The sequence below is a fragment of the Streptomyces sp. 2P-4 genome (genome assembly GCF_030167965.1).
Taxonomy (GTDB): Bacteria; Actinomycetota; Actinomycetes; order Streptomycetales; family Streptomycetaceae; genus Streptomyces; species Streptomyces globosus_A.
This window is the reverse complement of the sequence record NZ_CP095012.1, coordinates 262,849-282,011: the sequence shown is the minus strand read 5'-3', so window position 1 is coordinate 282,011 and position 19,163 is coordinate 262,849. Positions and strand designations below refer to the sequence as shown.

General features: G+C 74.7%; 6 protein-coding genes and 2 pseudogenes. All 8 read left to right on the top strand.

The window, feature by feature from the left end:
- Positions 1 to 21 precede the first annotated feature (21 nt).
- The 8 genes and pseudogenes from MUK52_RS31900 (at position 22) to MUK52_RS31865 (ending at position 19,132) form a co-directional block, all read left to right on the top strand.
- Positions 22 to 1,620 (top strand): acyl-CoA carboxylase subunit beta, encoded by a 1,599-nt coding sequence (locus MUK52_RS31900; protein WP_162793369.1) that lies wholly within the window; start codon positions 22 to 24, stop codon positions 1,618 to 1,620.
- Positions 1,617 to 1,841, top strand: a complete 225-nt coding sequence (locus tag MUK52_RS31895; RefSeq protein WP_114059285.1) for an acyl-CoA carboxylase epsilon subunit — start codon at positions 1,617 to 1,619, stop codon at positions 1,839 to 1,841. Before MUK52_RS31900 ends, MUK52_RS31895 begins: the two co-directional genes overlap by 4 nt.
- Before the next feature lie 692 nt (positions 1,842 to 2,533).
- On the top strand, positions 2,534 to 2,815 hold the full coding sequence (locus MUK52_RS31890) for an acyl carrier protein (RefSeq protein ID WP_114059283.1): 282 nt from the start codon (positions 2,534 to 2,536) through the stop codon (positions 2,813 to 2,815).
- The gene (locus MUK52_RS31885) at positions 2,799 to 3,698 is read left to right on the top strand and encodes an alpha/beta fold hydrolase (RefSeq protein ID WP_114059282.1); all 900 of its coding nucleotides are present in this window, start codon (positions 2,799 to 2,801) and stop codon (positions 3,696 to 3,698) included. The genes MUK52_RS31890 and MUK52_RS31885 overlap by 17 nt, the downstream gene beginning before the upstream one ends.
- 89 nt (positions 3,699 to 3,787) lie before the next feature.
- Positions 3,788 to 6,583 (top strand): annotated as a pseudogene (locus MUK52_RS31880) (beta-ketoacyl synthase N-terminal-like domain-containing protein); the annotation flags it as partial.
- 980 nt (positions 6,584 to 7,563) lie between these two features.
- A pseudogene (locus MUK52_RS31875) lies at positions 7,564 to 7,941 on the top strand (phosphopantetheine-binding protein); the annotation flags it as partial.
- 195 nt (positions 7,942 to 8,136) lie between these two features.
- Positions 8,137 to 11,367, top strand: coding sequence for an SDR family NAD(P)-dependent oxidoreductase (locus MUK52_RS31870; RefSeq protein WP_284582061.1), 3,231 nt, complete (start codon positions 8,137 to 8,139; stop codon positions 11,365 to 11,367).
- Between the two features lie 103 nt (positions 11,368 to 11,470).
- Positions 11,471 to 19,132, top strand: coding sequence for a beta-ketoacyl synthase N-terminal-like domain-containing protein (locus tag MUK52_RS31865; RefSeq protein ID WP_284581904.1), 7,662 nt, complete (start codon positions 11,471 to 11,473; stop codon positions 19,130 to 19,132).
- Positions 19,133 to 19,163 lie beyond the last annotated feature (31 nt).

The following is a 19,163-nucleotide window of genomic DNA, read 5'->3' as shown; positions in this document are numbered from 1 at the left end:
TGATGTGTCGAAAGGGCCCGCATGAGCATCGTCGACGAAAGACCGCTGGAGAACGAGACCATCCGCTACGCCTCCCTGCGCGAGCGGACGGCCGAGCTGGGCGCCATGCGGGCGCTCGCCGAGGCCGGTCCGAGCGAGCGCGCGACCGCCGCGCAGCACGCCAAGGGAAAGCTGACCGCCCGCGAGCGCATCGCGATCCTCTTCGACGAGGGCACGTTCAACGAGGTGGAGGGGCTGCGCCGGCACCGTGCCACCGGCTTCGGCCTGGAGGACAAGCGGCCGCACACGGACGGCGTGGTGACGGGCTGGGGCAAGGTGCACGGCCGGACCGTCTTCGCCTACGCCCACGACTTCCGGATCTTCGGCGGTGCGCTGGGCGAGGCCCACGCCGAGAAGATCCACAAGCTGATGGACCTGGCCGAGGCGGCCGGGGCGCCGATCGTCGGCCTGTGCGACGGGGCGGGCGCCCGCATCCAGGAGGGGGTCACGGCCCTCGCCGGGTACGGCGGCATCTTCCAGCGCAACGTCCGCAACTCCGGTGTGCTGCCCCAGATCTCGGTGGTGCTCGGCCCGTGTGCGGGCGGCGCCGCCTACTCGCCGGCGCTGACGGACTTCGTGTTCATGGTGCGCGGCACCTCGCAGATGTTCATCACCGGCCCGGACGTGGTCCAGGCGGTGACCGGCGAGGCGGTCACGATGGAGCACCTGGGCGGGGCGGACAGCCACGCCGCGGCCTCCGGTGTGGCGGCGTTCGCGTACGACGACGAGCAGAGCTGCCTGGAGGACGTGCGGCACCTGCTGTCGCTGCTGCCGTCGAACAACCGGGAGCTGGCGCCGGCGGGCGACCGGGAGGACCCGTGCGACCGGCGCTGCGAGAGCCTGCTGGACCTGGTCCCGGCGCGGCCGACGCAGGGCTACGACATCCGCGACCTGATCGAGGAGGTCGTCGACCACGGCGACTACTTCGAGGTGCACGGCCAGTGGGCGCAGAACGTGGTGTGCGCGCTGGCGCGGCTCGGCGGGCAGGTCGTGGGGATCGTGGCGAACCAGCCGGCGCACCTGGCGGGCGTGCTGGACATCCAGGCGTCCGAGAAGGCGGCCCGGTTCGTGCAGTTCTGCGACGCGTTCAGCATTCCGCTGGTGACGCTGATCGACGTGCCGGGCTTCCTGCCGGGCGTCGACCAGGAGCACAACGGCATCATCCGGCACGGCGCGAAGCTGCTGTACGCGTACTGCAACGCGACGGTGCCGCGGATCAGCCTGATCCTGCGCAAGGCGTACGGCGGCGCGTACATCGTCATGGACTCGCGGTCGATCGGCGCCGACATCGCGCTGGCGTGGCCGTCGAACGAGATCGCGGTGATGGGCGCGGAGGGCGCGGCGAACGTCATCTTCCGGCGGGAGATCGCCGCCTCCGACAACCCGGAGGAGACCCGCGCGCAGAAGATCAAGGAGTACCAGACCGAGCTGATGCACCCCTACTACGCGGCCGAGCGCGGCCTGGTCGACGACGTGATCGACCCTGCGGAGACGCGCTCCCGGCTGATCGCCGCCCTCGACATGCTGCGGGCCAAGCACCAGCAGCTGCCGAGCCGGAAGCACGGGAACCTGCCCCTGTGAGCGCCGACGGGAGCACCGCGCTGTCGGCGGCGGCGATCCGGATCACCCGGGGGAACCCGACCGCCGAGGAGGTCGCGGCGGTGGCGGTGCTGCTGACCGCCAGGCTGCGACTGGCGGCCGAGGCGCAGGCCGCGGCCGAGCAGGAGGAGTCGGCGGTGGTGTTCAGGCTGCCGCGGCGCCGGCCGCCGGTGTTCGCGCCGCCGGGCGCCTGGGCGTCGTAGCCGTCCGGCGGGCGGGGGCGGGGCGGGGGCCTGCCCTGCCCTGCGCTGCCCTGCGCTGCCCCGCCCTGCCCCGCCCTGCCCTGCCCTGCCCTGCCCTGCCCTGCCCCGCGCTGCCCTGCCCTGCGCTGCCCGCACCGCGATTCCGCACCGTCCCCGCGACTGCTCCTGCGGGGTCCCATGAGCGCCCTTCCGGCCACTCCGGAGGGGCGCTCGTCCGTGTGCGGCACACCATCCGAGTGCCCGAAAAGCCCGGCTACTCCCGTTATTCGGGGCGGTTCCTCGACGTGAACTCAACGCCGGGTGGAGGCCCGACAGGCATGTCCCGGACAGCGGCGGGAATTGCTTGCCACACCCTCCGGCACCTGCCTACTGTGCTGGACAAGGACAGGGGCAAGGCACGGGGAAGAACCCGTGGAATTCATGGGATCCGTCTTCTCCGTCTTCTGTTTCCGGACCCGCCCGGGGGGGTGCACCATGTACCGCGCCATTTCCTTCCCCACCGCCGGCGGAATCACCGGCGCAGGGGTCCCGTAATTTCTCCGACGCCTTTTCCCACCGCCGCGCAGCACCTGCCGGCAGTGCGGCGTCAGGACGGCCCGGACGTGCGCCGACCGCGCACGACGGCCATTGCCGGCCCTCGCCCCCCTTTCAGACCGGGTCTTCCGGAATTCACGGACCAGGGAGGAACCAACGTGCTCGTTGTGACGGCGTCAGAAGCCCAGCAGTGGCTTGTCGAGAAGATCGCCCACAAGCTCGGTGTGGAGCAGAGCGAGGTGTCGCCGGAGCTTTACTTCGACGAGCTCGACCTCGACTCCACCGAGGCTCTGATCCTCGCCGGGGAAATGGAGAACTGGCTCGGATTCGAACTCGGCACCACCACCCTGTGGTACCACCCCACCATCAAGGACCTGGCCGCCTTCATCGCGGAGGAGTCCAAGACCCGAGCCGAGGAACGGCATGCGGCTGCGTCCTGACCGGACTCCGGCGCCCGTCCGCCGGCTGAGCACCGCCGCGGCCGGGGCCGACACGGTGTACCTGGTGCACCCCGGCGCGCTGGACGCCGAGGTGCACCGGACGCTCGCCGCGGCGCTGCCGGCCGGGTCGGGGCTCACCGTCCTCGACCTGTCGGCGCTCCCCGAGTACTGGGAGGCCGCGCTGACGGGCGGCCGCGCCGCGACCACCGTCGAGGACCTCGCCGGCCGGCTCGCCGCGGAGCTCCTCGGCGCCCGCGCCGAGGACGCCCGCGCCGGCGGCTCCCCGGCCGGCGGTGCCCGCCCGTACACCCTGGCCGGCTGGTCCTTCGGCGGCGTCGTCGCCCAGGCCCTCGTCGAGCAGCTCCCGGCCGGGCAGCGGCCCCGCCGGCTCGTCCTGCTGGACAGCATCGCCCCCACCGATGCGTACAAGCCGTCCGACGAGGAGCTGGACCCCACCCTGCTCCTCGGCTGGTTCGCCCTGTACCTCGGGGCGAAGCGCGGCCTGCCGGTGGCCCCGGACCCGGAGCGGCTCGCCGGCGCGGACGTCGACCGCGGCCTGGAGGCCGTCCTGGACGCCGCCGTCGCCGCCGGCGCCCTGAAGGCCGGCACCCCGGTGTTCGGGCTCCGCAAGCTGTACGACACGTATGTGGACGGGCTGCTGCGCAACAACCGGCTCACCACCCCGTACGAGGCCGTGCCGTCGAGCGTGCCGCTGGTCCTCGTCACGGCCGAGGGCAGCCTGATCCCCGACGACCCGACGCTCGGCTGGGAGCCGCTGGCCCCCCGCGGGCTCACCCTGCACCGCAGCCCCGGCGACCACTACACCATGCTCAGCCGCCCGGACGCCGCCGCCCTGATCGCGCAGCTGGTGCACGCCGCCTGACCGCCGCCCGCTCCTGGCAGGCCCTTCTCCACGATGACCGGCGGACCCCGGCCCACGGCCGATCGCCCCGAGACCCTGAGAGCTCTGTCGTGAATTCTCCGCAGCCCGTCACTCCGCCGTCGGACAGCCAGCTGGACCGCCGGCTGGCCCGAGACCCGATCGCCATCGTCGGCCTCTCCGCCCTGTACCCGAAGTCGCCCGACCTGCGCGAGTTCTGGTCCAACGTGGTCGCGGCGGCCGACTGCATCGAGGACGTGCCCGGCACCCACTGGGACCTCTCCGAGCACTACGACCCGGACCCGTCGGCACCCGACAAGACCTACTCCCGGCGCGGCGGCTTCATACCGGACGTGCCGTTCAACCCGCTGGAGTTCGGCCTGCCCCCGAACACCCTGGAGGTCACCGACGTCCTCCAGCTCCTCAGCCTCGTCGTCGCCCGCGACCTGCTCAAGGACGCCGGGGCCGACCAGCCCTGGTACGACGCCTCCCGCACCGGCGTCGTCCTCGGCATCACCGGCGCCAACCAGCTCACCCAGCCGCTGACCGCCCGCCTCCAGACCCCGGTCATCAAGGAGGTCGTCCGCAGCTGCGGCCTCACCGACCGGGACGCCGAGGAGATCGCCGCCAAGTTCCGCCTCGCGTACGCCCCGTGGGAGGAGAACTCCTTCCCCGGCATGCTCGGCAACGTCGTCGCCGGCCGGGTCGCCAACCGGCTCGACCTCGGCGGCATCAACATGACCGTCGACGCCGCGTGCGCCAGCTCGCTCGGCGCGGTCCGCGCGGCCGTCAGCGAGCTGCTGGAGCGCCGCTCCGACACCATGCTCGTCGGCGGCTGCGACGCCGAGAACACGATCTTCATGTACCTGTGCTTCAGCAAGACGCCGGCCCTGTCGAAGTCGGGGAACATCCGCCCCTTCGACAAGGACGCCGACGGCACCCTGATCGGCGAGGGCATCGGCATGCTGGCCCTGCGCCGCCTCTCCGACGCCGAACGCGACGGCAACCGCATCTACGCGGTGCTGCGCGGCATGGGCACCTCCAGCGACGGCCGCTTCAAGTCCATCTACGCCCCGCGCGCAGAGGGCCAGATGGTCGCGCTGCGCCGCGCGTACGAGGACGCCGACTGCTCCCCCGCCAGCGTCGAGCTGTTCGAGGCACACGGCACCGGCACCGCCGTCGGCGACGCCACCGAGCTGAAGGCGCTCACCTCCGTCCTCGCCGAGGCCACCGACGCCAAGGCGTACGCGGCCGTCGGCAGCGTGAAGTCGCAGATCGGCCACACCAAGGCCGCCGCCGGCGCCGCCGGAATGATCAAGCTGGCCATGGCCCTGCACCACAAGGTGCTCCCCCCGACGATCAACGTCCAGGAGCCGGGCAGCTCCCTGCAGCCGGGGGCCGGCCCGCTGTACGTCAACTCCGAGGCCCGACCCTGGATCCGCCACCCCGAACGGCCCAAGCGCCGCGCGGCCATCTCCTCGTTCGGCTTCGGCGGCACCAACTTCCACATGGTGCTGGAGGAGCACGGCGAGGGCGACGACCTGCGCGCCGGCCACCAGGTGGCCGCCGTCCACCTCTGGCACGCCCCCGACACGGCCGCGCTGACCGAGCTGCTGGCCGGCGGCGCCCCCGCCACCGCGGGGCCCGTCCCCGAGGGCAGCGCCCGCATCGCGCTCGTCGCCCGCACCGCCGGCGAGCTCGCCGCGCTGCGCGACACCGCGCTCGGGCAGCTGCGCGCCCGGCCCGCGGAGGAGGCCTGGTCGCACCCGAAGGGCATCTGGTTCCGCCGCCGCGCGGCCGCCGCCGGCAAGGTCGGCGCCCTGTTCTCCGGGCAGGGCAGCCAGTACGTCAACCCGGGCAGGACCGCGGTGATGGCGCTGCCGCCGCTGCGCGCCGCGTTCGACGCCGCGAACCGGCAGTTCGAGGGCGCGGCCGCACCGTTGTCGGCGGTCGCGTTCCCGCCGCCCGCGTTCGACGACGCCGCGCGCAAGGAGCAGGAGGCCGCTCTGCGGGCGACCGCGTACGCGCAGCCGGCGATCGGCGCCCTGTCCGCGGGCCAGTACCGCTACCTGTCCGAGCTGGGCTTCGCCGCGGACGGGTTCCTCGGCCACAGCTTCGGCGAGCTGACCGCCCTGTGGGCGGCGGGCTCCTTCGGCGACGACGCGTTCTTCACGCTCGCCCGGGCCCGCGGCAACGCGATGTCCCCGCCGGCCGAGGAGAACTTCGAGGCCGGTGCCATGGCCGCGGTGTCCGCCCCGGAGGAGCGGGTGGCCGAGCTGCTCGCCGCCGTCGACGGGGTCGTCGTCTGCAACCGCAACGCGCCCGACCAGATCGTCGTGGGCGGGGCGACCGCCCAGGTGGAGAAGCTGATCGCGGCCGCCAAGGAGGCCGGCGTACGGGCCTCCCGCCTGCCGGTGTCGGCGGCGTTCCACACGCCGTTCGTCGGGCACGCCGTGGAGGCGTTCCGCGGCAGCGTCGACGCGGTCGAGGTCGCCGCGCCCGCCGCACCCGTGTTCGCGAACACGCGGGGTGCCGTGTACGGCGCGGACACCGTCGCGAACCGGCGCATCCTGACCGAGCAGCTGCTGAACCCCGTCGACTTCGCCGCCCGCGTGGAGGAGATGTACGAGGCCGGGTTCCGGGTGTTCGTCGAGTTCGGCCCGAAGGACGTGCTGGCGAAGCTGGTCGGCCGGATCCTCGGCGGGCGCGAGCACACCGTCGTCGCGCTCGACGCCGGTCCCGGCAAGGACGCGGACACCGCGCTGAAGCAGGGCGTGGCCCAGCTCGCGGTACTCGGCCTGCCGCTGGAGACCGCGGACCGGTACGGGCCCGCCGCGGAGGCGGAGCAGGCGCCGAAGAAGGGGATGTCCATCCTCCTCAACGGCATCAACTACGTCTCGCCGGAGCGCAAGGCCGCCTACCGCGACGCGCTCGAGAACGGGTACCGCATCGCGGTCCCGACCCTGCCGAAGGCCGCCGCCCCGGCGCCCGCGGCCCCGGCGCCCGCGGCCCCGGCGCCGGCCGCCGCGAAGGCCCCGACCGCCCCGACCGCCCCCGCCACGGCGCCGCAGGCCGCCCCGGCGAAGGCGCCGGCGTCCGCCCCGGCACCGGTCCCGGCCGCGGCCGCCCTCGCCGCCGCCGCACCGGCCGCCACCGCGACGGCCGTGGCCGTCCGGCCCGCACCCGCCCCGGTCGCGGCCTCCGCACCCGCCCCGGCGCCGACGCCGACGCCGGCCCCGGAACCCGCCGTCATGGAGACAGCCCACGTGGACAACGACCGCCTGGCCGATCTAGTGGCCGACCACCTTTCCCTGCACGACGACTACCTGACGGGCCAGCTGCAGAGCGCCGAGCGCCTGACCGGGCTCCTGGAGCGCGCCGCCGAGCAGGGCCGGCTGAGCGAGGTCCTCGACGCGGTCAACGCCGTCAAGGAGCACGGGCTCGACATCGGACGCAGCCACCTGCGGGCCAACGAGATCCTGCGCGACCTCGCCGGACTGGAGCTCGGCGCCGCCGCCGGCGCCCCGGTCCGCAGCGCCGCCCCGGCGCCGGTGTCCGCGCCGGCCGCCCGGCCCGCCGTGGCACCCGCCCCGGCCCCGGCCGCCCTCGCCCCGGCCCCGCGCCCGCCGCCCCGGCGGCGCCCGCGCCGCAGGCCCCGGCCGCGGCCCCGGTCCTGGTCTCCGCGGCCGTGGCCGCACCGACCGCGCCGACTGCCCCCGCGGCCGCCCCGCAGCCCGCCGCGCCGAAGGCCGCCCCGGCCCCGGCGCCTGCCCCGGCCCCGGTGTCCGCGCCGCAGGCCCCGGCCGGTGCCGGTGTGGCGGACGTCCTGCTGGAAGTCGTCTCGGAGAAGACCGGCTACCCGGCCGACATGCTCGACCTCGACATGGACATCGAAGCCGACCTCGGCATCGACTCCATCAAGCGCGTCGAGATCATGGGCGTCCTCCAGGAACGCGCCGGAGCCACCGTCACCGCCGGACCCGAGCAGCTCGCCGAACTCCGCACCCTCCGCGACATCATCGGCATCATGGCCGGCTCGACCGCGACGGCCCCCGCCCCGGCGGCCCCTGCCCCTGCGGCCGCTCCCACGTCGGGCGCGGTGGAGGCGGTGCTGCTGGAGGTGGTCTCGGAGAAGACGGGCTACCCGGCGGACATGCTCGACCTGGACATGGACATCGAAGCCGACCTCGGCATCGACTCCATCAAGCGCGTCGAGATCATGGGCGTCCTCCAAGAGCGCGCCGGAGCCACCGTCACCGCAGGACCCGAGCAGCTCGCCGAACTCCGCACCCTCCGCGACATCATCGGCATCATGGCCGGCTCGACCGCGGCGGCTCCGGCAGCGGCCCCCGCTCCGGCAGCGGCCTCCGGCCCGGACGCCGGTGCCGTCCAGGCGGTCCTGCTCTCCGTCGTCTCGGAGAAGACGGGCTACCCGGCCGACATGCTCGACCTCGACATGGACATCGAAGCCGACCTCGGCATCGACTCCATCAAGCGCGTCGAGATCATGGGCGTCCTCCAGGAACGCGCCGGAGCCACCGTCACCGCAGGACCCGAGCAGCTCGCCGAACTCCGCACCCTCCGCGACATCGTGGGCATCATCGCCGGTTCCGCGACCCCCACCGCGGCCGCCGCCCCCGCCGCTCCCGCCGCTCCGGCTGCCGCCCCCGTGGCCTCCGGACCCGACGCGGGCGCCGTGCAGGCCGTCCTGCTCTCCGTCGTCTCGGAGAAGACGGGCTACCCGGCCGACATGCTCGACCTCGACATGGACATCGAAGCCGACCTCGGCATCGACTCCATCAAGCGCGTCGAGATCATGGGCGTCCTCCAAGAGCGCGCCGGAGCCACCGTCACCGCAGGACCCGAGCAGCTCGCCGAACTCCGCACCCTCCGCGACATCGTCCAGCTGATCGCCGGTTCCGCCGCTCCCGCCGCCCCGGCCCCCGCCGCCCCGGTGGCCTCCGGACCCGACGCGGGCGCCGTGCAGGCCGTCCTGCTCTCCGTCGTCTCGGAGAAGACGGGCTACCCGGCGGACATGCTCGACCTCGACATGGACATCGAAGCCGACCTCGGCATCGACTCCATCAAGCGCGTCGAAATCATGGGCGTCCTCCAGGAACGCGCCGACGCCACCGTCACCGCCGGACCCGAGCAGCTCGCCGAACTCCGCACCCTCCGCGACATCGTCCAGCTGATCGCCGGAAGCTCCGCCCCCACCGGAGCCCCCGCCCCGTCCGCACCCACCGCCGCGGGCACTGCCCCGCAGCCCAAGGCGGGCATCGGCCGGGCGCAGGCCGCGCTGACGGCCCTGCCCACCCCGGACCTGCTGGTGGGCGCGTACGAGGACGGCAGCGCCGCCCTCGTCGTCGACGACGGCTCCGAGCTGGCCTCGGCCGTCGCCGCCCGGCTCGCCGGGTCCGGCCGCCGCGTGCACGTACTGCGGCTTCCCGGGGTCGCCGAGCGGATCACCGGCGTGACCGACCACGCCCTGTCCGGCTGGGGCGTCACCGAGCTCGCCGAGCGGATCGAGCCGGTGCTGGCCGACCGGGTCAGCCTGGTCGTCGACGTGTCCGCCGCCGACGGCGGCGACTGGTCGGACGGGGTGCGGCGGCTGGCGCACACCCTCCTCGTCGCCAAGCACGCGGTCGAGCCGCTCGGCACCGCAGCCGCCTCCGGGCGCGCCGCGTTCGTCACGGCCACCCGGCTCGACGGCCGCTTCGGCCTCGGCGGGGTGCCCGAGGAGAAGGTCCCGGCGGGCGGTGTCGCCGGCCTGGTGAAGACCCTCGCGGTGGAGGCGCCGGCGGTGTTCTGCCGGGCCGTGGACCTGGCGCCGGCGCTCGACGCGCAGGCGGCCGCCGCCCTCGTCGTGGACGAGGCGTCCGACGCCGTCGCCGACACCGTGCAGGTCGGCCACGACGGCACCCGCCGTGTCGGCCTCACCGTCGCCGAGCAGCCCCTGCGGGCCGCCGCCACGGACGTCCCGCAGCTCGGCCCCGACGACCTGCTGGTCGTCACCGGTGGCGGCCGCGGCATCACCGCCGCCTGCGTCGTCGAACTGGCCCGCCAGTACCGGCCCGGACTGCTCCTGCTGGGCCGCACCCCGCTGGCCGACGAGCCGGAGTGGGCGCGCGGCGTGGCCGGGTCCGCGCTGAAGGGCGCGGCGGCCGCGCACCTGAAGGCGACCGGTGAGAAGCCGACCCCGAAGCGGGTGGAGCAGCTCAGCGGTGCGGTCGTCGGCGCCCGCGAGATCCGGGCAACGCTGGAGGAGGTGCGGGCCGCGGGCAGCGAGGTCGAGTACCTCGCCGCGGACATCACCGACGCGGCCGCGACGGCCGCCGCGCTCGCCCCGTACCGGGAGCGCGTCACCGGCCTGGTGCACGGTGCGGGCGTCCTGGCCGACCAGCTGATCGCGAACAAGAAGGCATCGGAGATCGAGCGGGTCTTCGCGCCGAAGCTGGCCGGGCTGCGCTCGGTGGCCGCGGCCCTGCCCGCCGGTGCACTGCGCCACGCGGTGCTGTTCTCCTCGGTCGCCGGGTTCTTCGGCAACCAGGGCCAGTCGGACTACGCGATGGCGAACGAGGTGCTGAACACCTGGGCGTCTTCGTTCAAGCAGCGCAACCCGCAGGCCCACATCACCTCCCTGAACTGGGGGGCGTGGGAGAGCGGCATGGTCTCCCCGCAGGTCAAGGCGATCTTCGAGGAGCGGGGCATCGTCCTGATCCCCGTGGAGACCGGGGCGAAGATGTTCGCCGAGCAGTTCTCGGCGGGCCGTGCGGACGACGTCGTCACCGTCCTCGGGCCGACGACGCCGCTGTCCGAGCCGGAGCGGCCCGCGAGCGGTGCGCCGGTGACGGTGGAGCGGTCGCTGGAGGCGCTGGCCGGGGACCCGGTCATCGGGGACCACGTGATCGGTGACGCGGCGGTGCTGCCGGCGGCGGTCGCCCTCGGCTGGGCGATCGGCGCGGCCGAGCGGACGACGGGCCAGGAGGTGCACCGGGTCCGGGACTTCACCGTCCAGAAGGGCATCGTCTTCGACGGCACCGAGCCGGCCCGGATCTCCCTGACCCTCACCCCGTCCGGTGGCACGCTGGGCGCGGCGATCCGCTCGACCGGCGCCGACGGCGGCCCGCGGCCGCACTACGGCGCGGTGGTCGAGACGGGCGCGGCGGCCGACGCTCCGGCTGTGGCCGGGCTGCCGGCGACGGGCACCGGCCGGGACGCCGGGTTCCTGTACGCCGACGGCACGCTCTTCCACGGCCCGTCCCTGCGCGGGGTGCGCCGGATCCTGGCCGAGGCGGAGTCCCGGCTGGTGCTGGAGGCCTCGCTGGCCGAGCACCGGCCCGACGGCGGCGCCTACGGCGGCTCCCGCTACGCGCCCGGCACGGCCGACCTGCTGCTCCAGGCGGGCCTGGTGTGGGTGAAGCTCTTCCGCGGGACGTCGGGGCTGCCGCTCTCGGTGGGCCGCGCCGACCTGCACCACCCGCTGCCGGACGGCGAGCCGTTCCTGATCGTGGTGGAGCCGACCGCGGCGAGCAACGGCACCAGCTCCTCGCTCACCATCACGGCCTGCGCGCCCGACGGACGCGTCCTGACCCGCTTCGACAACGTGTCGGTGGTCTCCGCCCCGCAGCTGGCGGCGAAGTTCGCCACCCGGAACGGCACCAGCGGCTGATTCCGCTCCGTATCCGACGCAAGCGGTCGTGTCGGCCCGGACGGTACCCGCACCGTGCGCCCGTCCGGGCCGGCCGCCCCTCAGAAGGGACCCCACAGCTCTCATGAGCAAGTACGCGATCGTCGGCCTCTCCTGCCTGTTCCCCGGAGCGGGGACGCCTGCCGAGTTCTGGCAGAACCTCAGCTCCGGCACGGACAGCCGCAGGGAGGGCGGGGAGGAGGTCTTCGGCCCCGCCCTCGACCCCCGGGACACCGACCCCCAGCACGAGATCTACTGCCGCCGGGGCGGCTTCATCACCGACTTCGCCTTCGACCCGACCGGCTACCGCCTCGACGCCGGGCAGCTCGCCGGCCTCGACCGGATCTTCCACTGGTCGCTGCACGTGGCGCGGGAGGCGCTGCGGGACAGCGGGCACGCCGACCGGCCGGAGGTCCTCGCCCGCACCGGTCTGATCCTGGGCAACTACTCCTTCCCGACCCTCGCCTCTGCCGAGGTCAGCGTGCCGCTGGTGCAGGAGGCCGTCCTCCAGGGCCTGCGCGACGCCGGGCACCCGGCGCTCGGCGCACTCGCCGACAAGGCCCTGCAGATCGACGCGGCGTCCCTGAACCCGCAGGACCTGCGGGTCAGCGGCTCCCCCGTCGGGGTGGCCGCGGCCGCGCTGGGCCTGGGCGGTCCCCGCTACGCCCTCGACGCGGCCTGCTCCTCCGCCCTGTACGCGCTCAAGCTGGCCTGCGACCACCTGGCGGCCGGGCAGGCCGACCTGGTGCTGGCGGGCGGCGTGTGCGCCCCCGACCCCACCCTCATCCACCTGTCGTTCTCCGACCTGCAGGCCTACCCGCGGGACGGGTTCAGCCAGCCGTTCGACGACCGCTCGGGCGGCATCCTGACCGGTCAGGGCGCGGGCATGGTCGCCGTGAAGCGGCTCGCGGACGCGCTCCGCGACGGCGACACCATCCACGCGGTGGTCGACGGGATCGGCCTGACCAACGACGGCGCGGGCCGCCACCTGCTCGTCCCCCAGTCCGGCGGCCAGCTCCAGTCGTACGAACTGGCGTACGCGCAGGCGGGCGTGGACCCGGCGGCGATCGACTACCTGGAGTGCCACGCGACGGGGACGCCGATCGGCGACGCCACCGAGGCCGGCTCGGTCGCCGAGTTCTTCGGTGCGGCCGGCCGGACCCCGCTGATCGGCTCGGTCAAGGGCAACATCGGGCACCTCCTCACCGTCGCCGGCCTGAGCAGCATGCTGAAGGTCGTCCTGGCGATGGGCAACGGGCACATCCCGCCGACGATCGGCGTCGAGCAGCCGGTGTCCTCCAGGGACGGCCGGGTCGGCTCCGCGAACCTGGTGCGCGCCGGCCGCGACTGGCCGTCCGGTCCGGGGCCGCGCCGCGGCGCGGTGTCCGCTTTCGGCTTCGGCGGCACGAACGCGCACGTGGTGCTGTCGCAACACACCGGCGGCGAGGCCCCGGCGGAGGAGCCGGCGGCCGCGCTGCCCGCCCTCGACGTGGTGGGCCTGGGCGCGCACTTCGGGGCGCTGGACGGCGTCGGCTCCTTCGAGCGGGCCGTGTACGGCGGCGAGGACGCCCTGGTCCCGCTGCCCGAGCGGCGCTGGCGCGGCCTGGACGGCACCCGGGGCGGCTCCCTGGAGACCGCGGCCGGGGTGTCGCCGGACGCCCTGCCGCACGGCGCGTTCGTCGACGGCGTCGGCATCGACCCGATCGACCAGAAGATCCCGCCGACGGACCTGCGCACGTACAACCTCCAGCACGCGCTGGCGACGAAGGTCGCCGACGAGGCGCTGCTGGACGCCGGCTACAGCCGGGCGGTGCCGGCCGGGCGGACCGCGCCCGAGCCGCGCCGGGTCGCGGTGGTCGTCGCGATGGAGATGGAGCCGGCCACCCACCTGCGGCTGACCCGCTACCGGCTCGGGCAGTTCCTGCGCGCCGAGTTCGAGCGGGCCGGGGTGCCCGTCGACGAGGAGGTGCTGTCCGCGCTGACGGCGGTCGGCCGGGACGCGGTCGTCGACCCGATCGTCGCGAACGAGGTCCTCAGCTACATCGGCAACGTGATGGCGAGCCGCATCTCCTCGCTGTGGAACCTGACGGGCCCGTCGTTCACGGTCTCCGCGGACGGCTCGGGCACCGCCGAGGCGCTGGAGGTGGCGCGGCTGCTGCTGCTCGACCCCAGCATCGAGGCCGTCCTGGTCGGTGCGGTCGACCTGGCGGGCTCGGCGGAGAACCTGCTGCTGACGCCGGAGGCGGTGGCCGAGGCCGGCCTGACCTTCGGCGAGGGCGGGCGGGGCCGCCGCATCGGCGAGGGCGCCGGCGCCGTCGTCGTCACCCGTCCCGGCGGGGCCGCTCCGGGCGCGCGGGTGTACGCGCGGCTGGAGTCCCTCGCCATCCGGTACGCGGACCCCGTCGACGGGGAGCTGCCGGAGGCGGACGCGGACGCGTTCGCGGCGGCGGCCTCCGCCGCGCTGGAGGAGGCGGGCGTCACGGCCGCCGACATCGGCTGCGTCGAGGCGCACGCGGGCGGCACCGCCGCCCAGGACCGGGCGGAGATCGCGGCACTGGCCGCGGTGTACCCGGCGGGCACGGCGAGCGCCGCGCTGGGCAGCGCCAAGGCGCAGGTCGGCGACGCCGGCTGCGCGGCGGGCATGGCGGGGCTGATCCGCTCCGTGCTGGGCCTGCACCACGGCTACGTGCCCGGCACGCGCGGCTGGCAGCGCCCGGCCGGCGATCTCGCGGAGGACTTCGCGGCGTCCGGGCTGTATGTGCCGACCGCTTCCCAACCGTGGCTGCGTACCCGCAAGGACAGCCGCCGGTACGCGGCGGTCAGCTTCCTCGGCGGCAGCGGCGCCCACGGCCACATGGTGCTGTCCTCCGACACCACCCGCGGCGCGGTCAGCGCCGCGGACTGGCGGCGCGCGGACGGGCCGGTGCTGCTGCCGCTGGCCGCGGACTCGGCGGACGACCTGCTCACGCTGGCCGCCCTGCACCGGGACCTGCTGGCCGAGGGCCGCGACCCGTACGAGCTCGCCCGCGCGGCTGCCGGCACGCTCGCCGGCAAGCCGGTGCGCGCGGTGCTCGTCGGGCGGGACCGGGAGGAGCTGCTGGCCCAACTGGAGCTCGCCGTACGGGACCTGCCGGGCGTGCACGCCGGTGGCGGGGAGTGGGCGACGCCGGCGGGGAGCTTCTCGACGGCCGCGCCGATCGGCCCCGACGGCAGGGTCGCGCTGGTCTACCCGGGGGCGTTCAACTCCTACCCGGGCCTGGGCCAGGACTTCTTCCGGGCGTTCCCGGGGCTGCTGGACCGGTTCGAGGGGCAGGCGGACGAGCCGGCCCGGCTGATGCGGGCCGCGGCCCTGTACCCGCGGACGCAGGCGGCCCCGGGCCGGCGGGAGCTGATGGAGCTGGAGGCCTCGCTGGGCGAGGACATCCCGTTCATGCTGGCGACCGGCACCAGCTTCGCGATGCTGTACACGGACCTGGTCCGCGGCGTCCTCGGGATCACCGCGCACGGCGGCTTCGGTTACAGCCTCGGCGAGTCGAGCATGCTGTTCGCGACGGAGTGCTGGCTGCCGGAGGGCCGCCGCGACGACCTGATCAGCAACACGCCGCTCTTCCACGACCGGCTGTGCGGGCCGCGGCGCACCGTGCGCGAGCTGTGGGGCCTGCCCGAGGACACCCCGGACGCGGACGTGTGGGCGAGCCATGTGCTGCTCACCGACGCGGACACCGTCCGGGCGGCGCTGGCCCGCGGCTACGACCGCGTGTACCTGACGCACGTCAACACCCCGAAGGAGCTGGTGGTCGCGGGTGATCCGGCGCAGTGCCGGGCGCTGATCGCGGAGCTGGGCTGCCCGGCGGCCCGGTCGCCCGTCAACGCGGTGATGCACTGCCCGGCGGTCGACGCCGAACTGGACGGGCTGGCCGGCCTGAACGACTACCCGACCGGCTCGACGGGCGGCCTGGAGCTGTTCAGCGCGTACGACTACGAGGCGATCCGGGACCTGGACCGCACGGAGGTCAGCCGCCGGATCGCGCACACGCTGCGCTCGACGATCGACTTCCCGCGGCTGGTGCGCGGGGCCTACGACCGGGGGTTCCGCTACTTCCTGGAAGTCGGGCCGAGCTCGACCTGCTCGCGATGGGTCAAGGACACCCTGGGCGGGGCGGCGCACGTCGCCGTGCCGGTGGACCGGCGCGGCGTGCCGGCCGCCCGGTCGGTGGCGCAGCTGGCCGCCCGGCTGGTGGGGCACGGCCTCGCCGTCGACCTGGAGCCGCTGCTGGCTCCCGCCGCCGAGCCGGCGCCGGTGCTGGCGGCCCGCAACTCCCGCTTCCGGGTGGGCGGCGGCGTCCCGGTGCCGTCGCGGGTCGCCGCGGGCGTCACCGCGGCCGGCGCGGCCGGGCCGCTCGCCGGGTCCGCACCGGCCACGCCGGGGACCGCGGCCCCCGGGCCCGCCGGGGCCACCACGGCTCCTGCGGCGCGCGGGTCTGCGCCGACCGGCTCGACCGGCGGCGGGCGTTCCGTCCCGGCTGCCGCCGACGGTCCCACCGGTCCGGCGGCCGCGAGCCCCGCATCGTCCGCCTCGGCCCCGTCCGCCGCCGGCACCGGTGCCGCAGGCACCGGCTCCGCGCCCGCCGGGTCGGGGCCCGCCCCGGCCGCCGGGCCGCGTTCCACCGGTACGGCCGCCCCGGCCGCCGGCAGACCTGCCCGTCCGGGCGCCCCTGCTCCGGCCGCGGCGTCGGCCGCGGCAACACCCGCACCCGTCCCGTCCGTACCGCCGGAGGACCCACGCCTCATGCCTGCCGACCCGACCCTGGCCGATCCGGAGGTCATCGCCTTCGACGGCGAGCCGATCTCCTTCCTCCCGTGGGCGCCCCCGGTGCCCGCGGCCGTGCAGCCCGCCGCCGCCGAGCCGGCCGCCCCCGCCGCACCCGCGGCCCCGGGCGCCCCGGCCGGGCAGGGCTCCCTCCTGCCGGCGCCGGAGCCCGCCCGGGCGGGCGCCCGCCGCGCGCCGTCCCGGTCCGCCCAGGCGGCCCCGGCCTCCGCCGCCTCCGGCGACGCGGCCGCGGCCGCCGCCGACCTGGTCCGCGACATCCGCCGCCAGATGGTCTCCACCCACGGGGTGGTGATGGAGACCCAGCGCATCCTGCAGGAGTCCGCGCTCAGCCGCGCGGAATCCCTGCTGGAGGGCGGTCCGGCCACCGCCGGGGGCGTCCCCCCGGTGAGCGCCGCGCCCGCCGTACCCGCCGCGCCCGCCCGGGCGGCGCTGCCCGCCGCGCCGGCCGCCCCGCCGCAGCCGTCCGCGCCGCGCGTCATCGAGGCGAGCGCCGTCCTGCCGCCGGCCGCCCCCGCCACCAAGCCCGACGGGGTGATCTGGGACGAAGCGGACCTGATGGAGTTCGCCGTCGGCAGCGTCGCCAAGGTGTTCGGCCCGGAGTTCGGCGTCATCGACGGCTACGCCCAGCGCGTCCGGCTGCCCGCCGAGCCGTACCACTTCGTCAGCCGGGTCACCGCCCTGTCCGGCACCACGCACGAGTTCAAGCCCGCGAAGATCACCACGGAGTACGACGTCCCCGAGGACGCCTGGTACGCCGTCGACGGGGGCGTGCCGCCGGCCGTCACCGTCGAGGCCGGCCAGTGCGACCTGCTGCTGGTCAGCTACCTCGGCATCGACTTCCGCAACAAGGGCGAGCGGGTCTACCGGCTCCTCGACAGCACGCTGGTCTTCCGCGGGAACCTGCCGCGCGTCGGCCAGACCCTCAAGTACGACATCTCCATCGACCGGTTCGTGCACAACGGCGACACCACGCTCTTCTTCTTCAGCTACAAGTGCTACGCCGACGGCGAGCTCATCCTGGAGCTGCACAACGCCTGCGCCGGCTTCTTCAGCGCCGCCGAGCTGGAGACCCCGATCGGCGTGGTCATGACCGACAAGGAGAAGGCCGAGCGGGCCGCCCTGCCCAAGGGGTACTTCAAGCCGCTCGCCTACACCGACAAGAACCACCTCACCGCCGAGGACCTGGAACTGCTCGCCCAGGGACGCCCCGGCGACGTGTTCGGCCCCGACCACGCCCAGGACCCGGGCATCAACCCGGCCCTGCGGCTGCCCGTCGAGAAGCTCCGCATGGTCGACGAGGTCACCATCGACCGCAAGGGCGGCCCCCGCGGCCTCGGCACGCTCAGCGCGGTGAAGAACCTGCAGCCCGACGCCTGGTACTTCGAGTGCCACTTCCCGGACGACCCGGTGCTCGCCGGCTCCCTCGTCGCCGAGGGCGCCGTCCAGCTCCTGCAGATCTACCTCCTGCACCAGGGCATGCACCTGACCCTCCCGGACGCCGCCTTCCAGTGCGTCACGGACACCCCGATCGAGGTCCAGGTCCGCGGCCAGATCACGCAGAAGCACACGCAGATCCGCTACGAGGTCGAGGTCATGGAGCTGACGCTCCTGCCGCGCGCCACGGTCATCGCGGACGTGCTGATCTACATAGGGGACCTGCCGGTCATCCGGATGAAGAACCTCGGCCTCCAGGTCCGCGAGAAGCCGGGCACCCCCTACCGCCCGGAGGCCGGCGGCATCCCGCAGTTCCTGGGCCGCCGCAACCGCAGCGGCGAGGCCGCCATGATCAACGAGATGCACCTGGCGCACGCCGCGAAGGGCGACCTGGACATCGCGATGGGCCCGGAGTTCGAGGTCTACCGCACGAGCCGGGCCCCGTACATCCCGAACGGCGCGTTCCAGTTCGTCGACCGCGTCATGTCCCTCAAGGGCACCCGCGGCGACCTGGGCCCCGGCTCGGAGATGGTGACCGAGTACGACTCCCCCGCCGACGCCTGGTACTACGAGGAGAACTCCTACCCGCACATGCCGAACGCCGTCTACATGGAGAGCTCGCTCCAGGCGGCGATCTTCCTCGGCTACTACCTCGGCGCCACCCTGAAGAACACCGACGAGCAGTACGCCATCCGCAACCTGGACGGCCGCGCCACCCTGGTCAAGGACATCGACCTGCGGGGCAAGACCATCCGCCACCACTCCAGGCTCCTGATGACCAGCGCCGTCACGGGCGCCGTCCTGCAGAACTTCTCCTACGAGCTGTCGGCCGACGGCGAGGTCTTCTACACGGGCGAGTCGCTGTTCGGCTACTTCAGCGACGCCGCCCTGGCCAACCAGGTGGGCCTGGACAACGGCACGTACGTGGCCCCCTGGATCGAGACGAACGAGGTCGACCCGGCGAAGGTCCGCCGCATCGAGCTCCCCGAGGGCGCGCCCGCCTTCACCGACCCGTCAGGCGGCCACCTGCACCTGCCCGGCGGCCGGTTCGCGCTCGTCGACCGGGTGGACCTGGTCGAGGGCGGCGGCCGGCACGGCCGCGGCTACCTGCACGGCCACCGGGCGATCCGCCCCGACGAGTGGTACTTCGACTGCCACTTCCACCGCGACCCCGTGATGCCCGGCTCGCTCGGCGTCGAGGCGATCCTCCAGGCGATGCGCCTGTACGTGATCGAGGAGAACCTCGCCGAGGGCTTCGAGCGGCCGCGCTTCGCGATGGCGACCGGGGTGGAGATGTCCTGGAAGTACCGCGGCCAGATCCTGCGCCACGACAAGGAGCTCTCCTTCGACGTGCACGTCAAGGAGGTGCGCCGCGAGGAGGGGCGCCTGCTGGTCATCGCCGACGCCGAGCTGTCGAAGCCGGGACTGCGCATCTACGAACTCACCGACGTGGCCATCGAGGTCCGTTCCACCGAGGCCTGACGGCCCGACAGCTGAGCCCAAGGAGCTTCGT

Bases quoted from the DNA above. Each gene is read 5' to 3' on its own strand.
- MUK52_RS31900 (WP_162793369.1), top strand. From the start codon at position 22: ATGAGCATCGTCGACGAAAGACCGCTGGAGAACGAGACCATCCGCTAC.
- MUK52_RS31865 (WP_284581904.1), top strand. From the start codon at position 11,471: ATGAGCAAGTACGCGATCGTCGGCCTCTCCTGCCTGTTCCCCGGAGCG.
- MUK52_RS31870 (WP_284582061.1), top strand. From the start codon at position 8,137: ATGCTCGACCTCGACATGGACATCGAAGCCGACCTCGGCATCGACTCC.
- MUK52_RS31885 (WP_114059282.1), top strand. From the start codon at position 2,799: ATGCGGCTGCGTCCTGACCGGACTCCGGCGCCCGTCCGCCGGCTGAGC.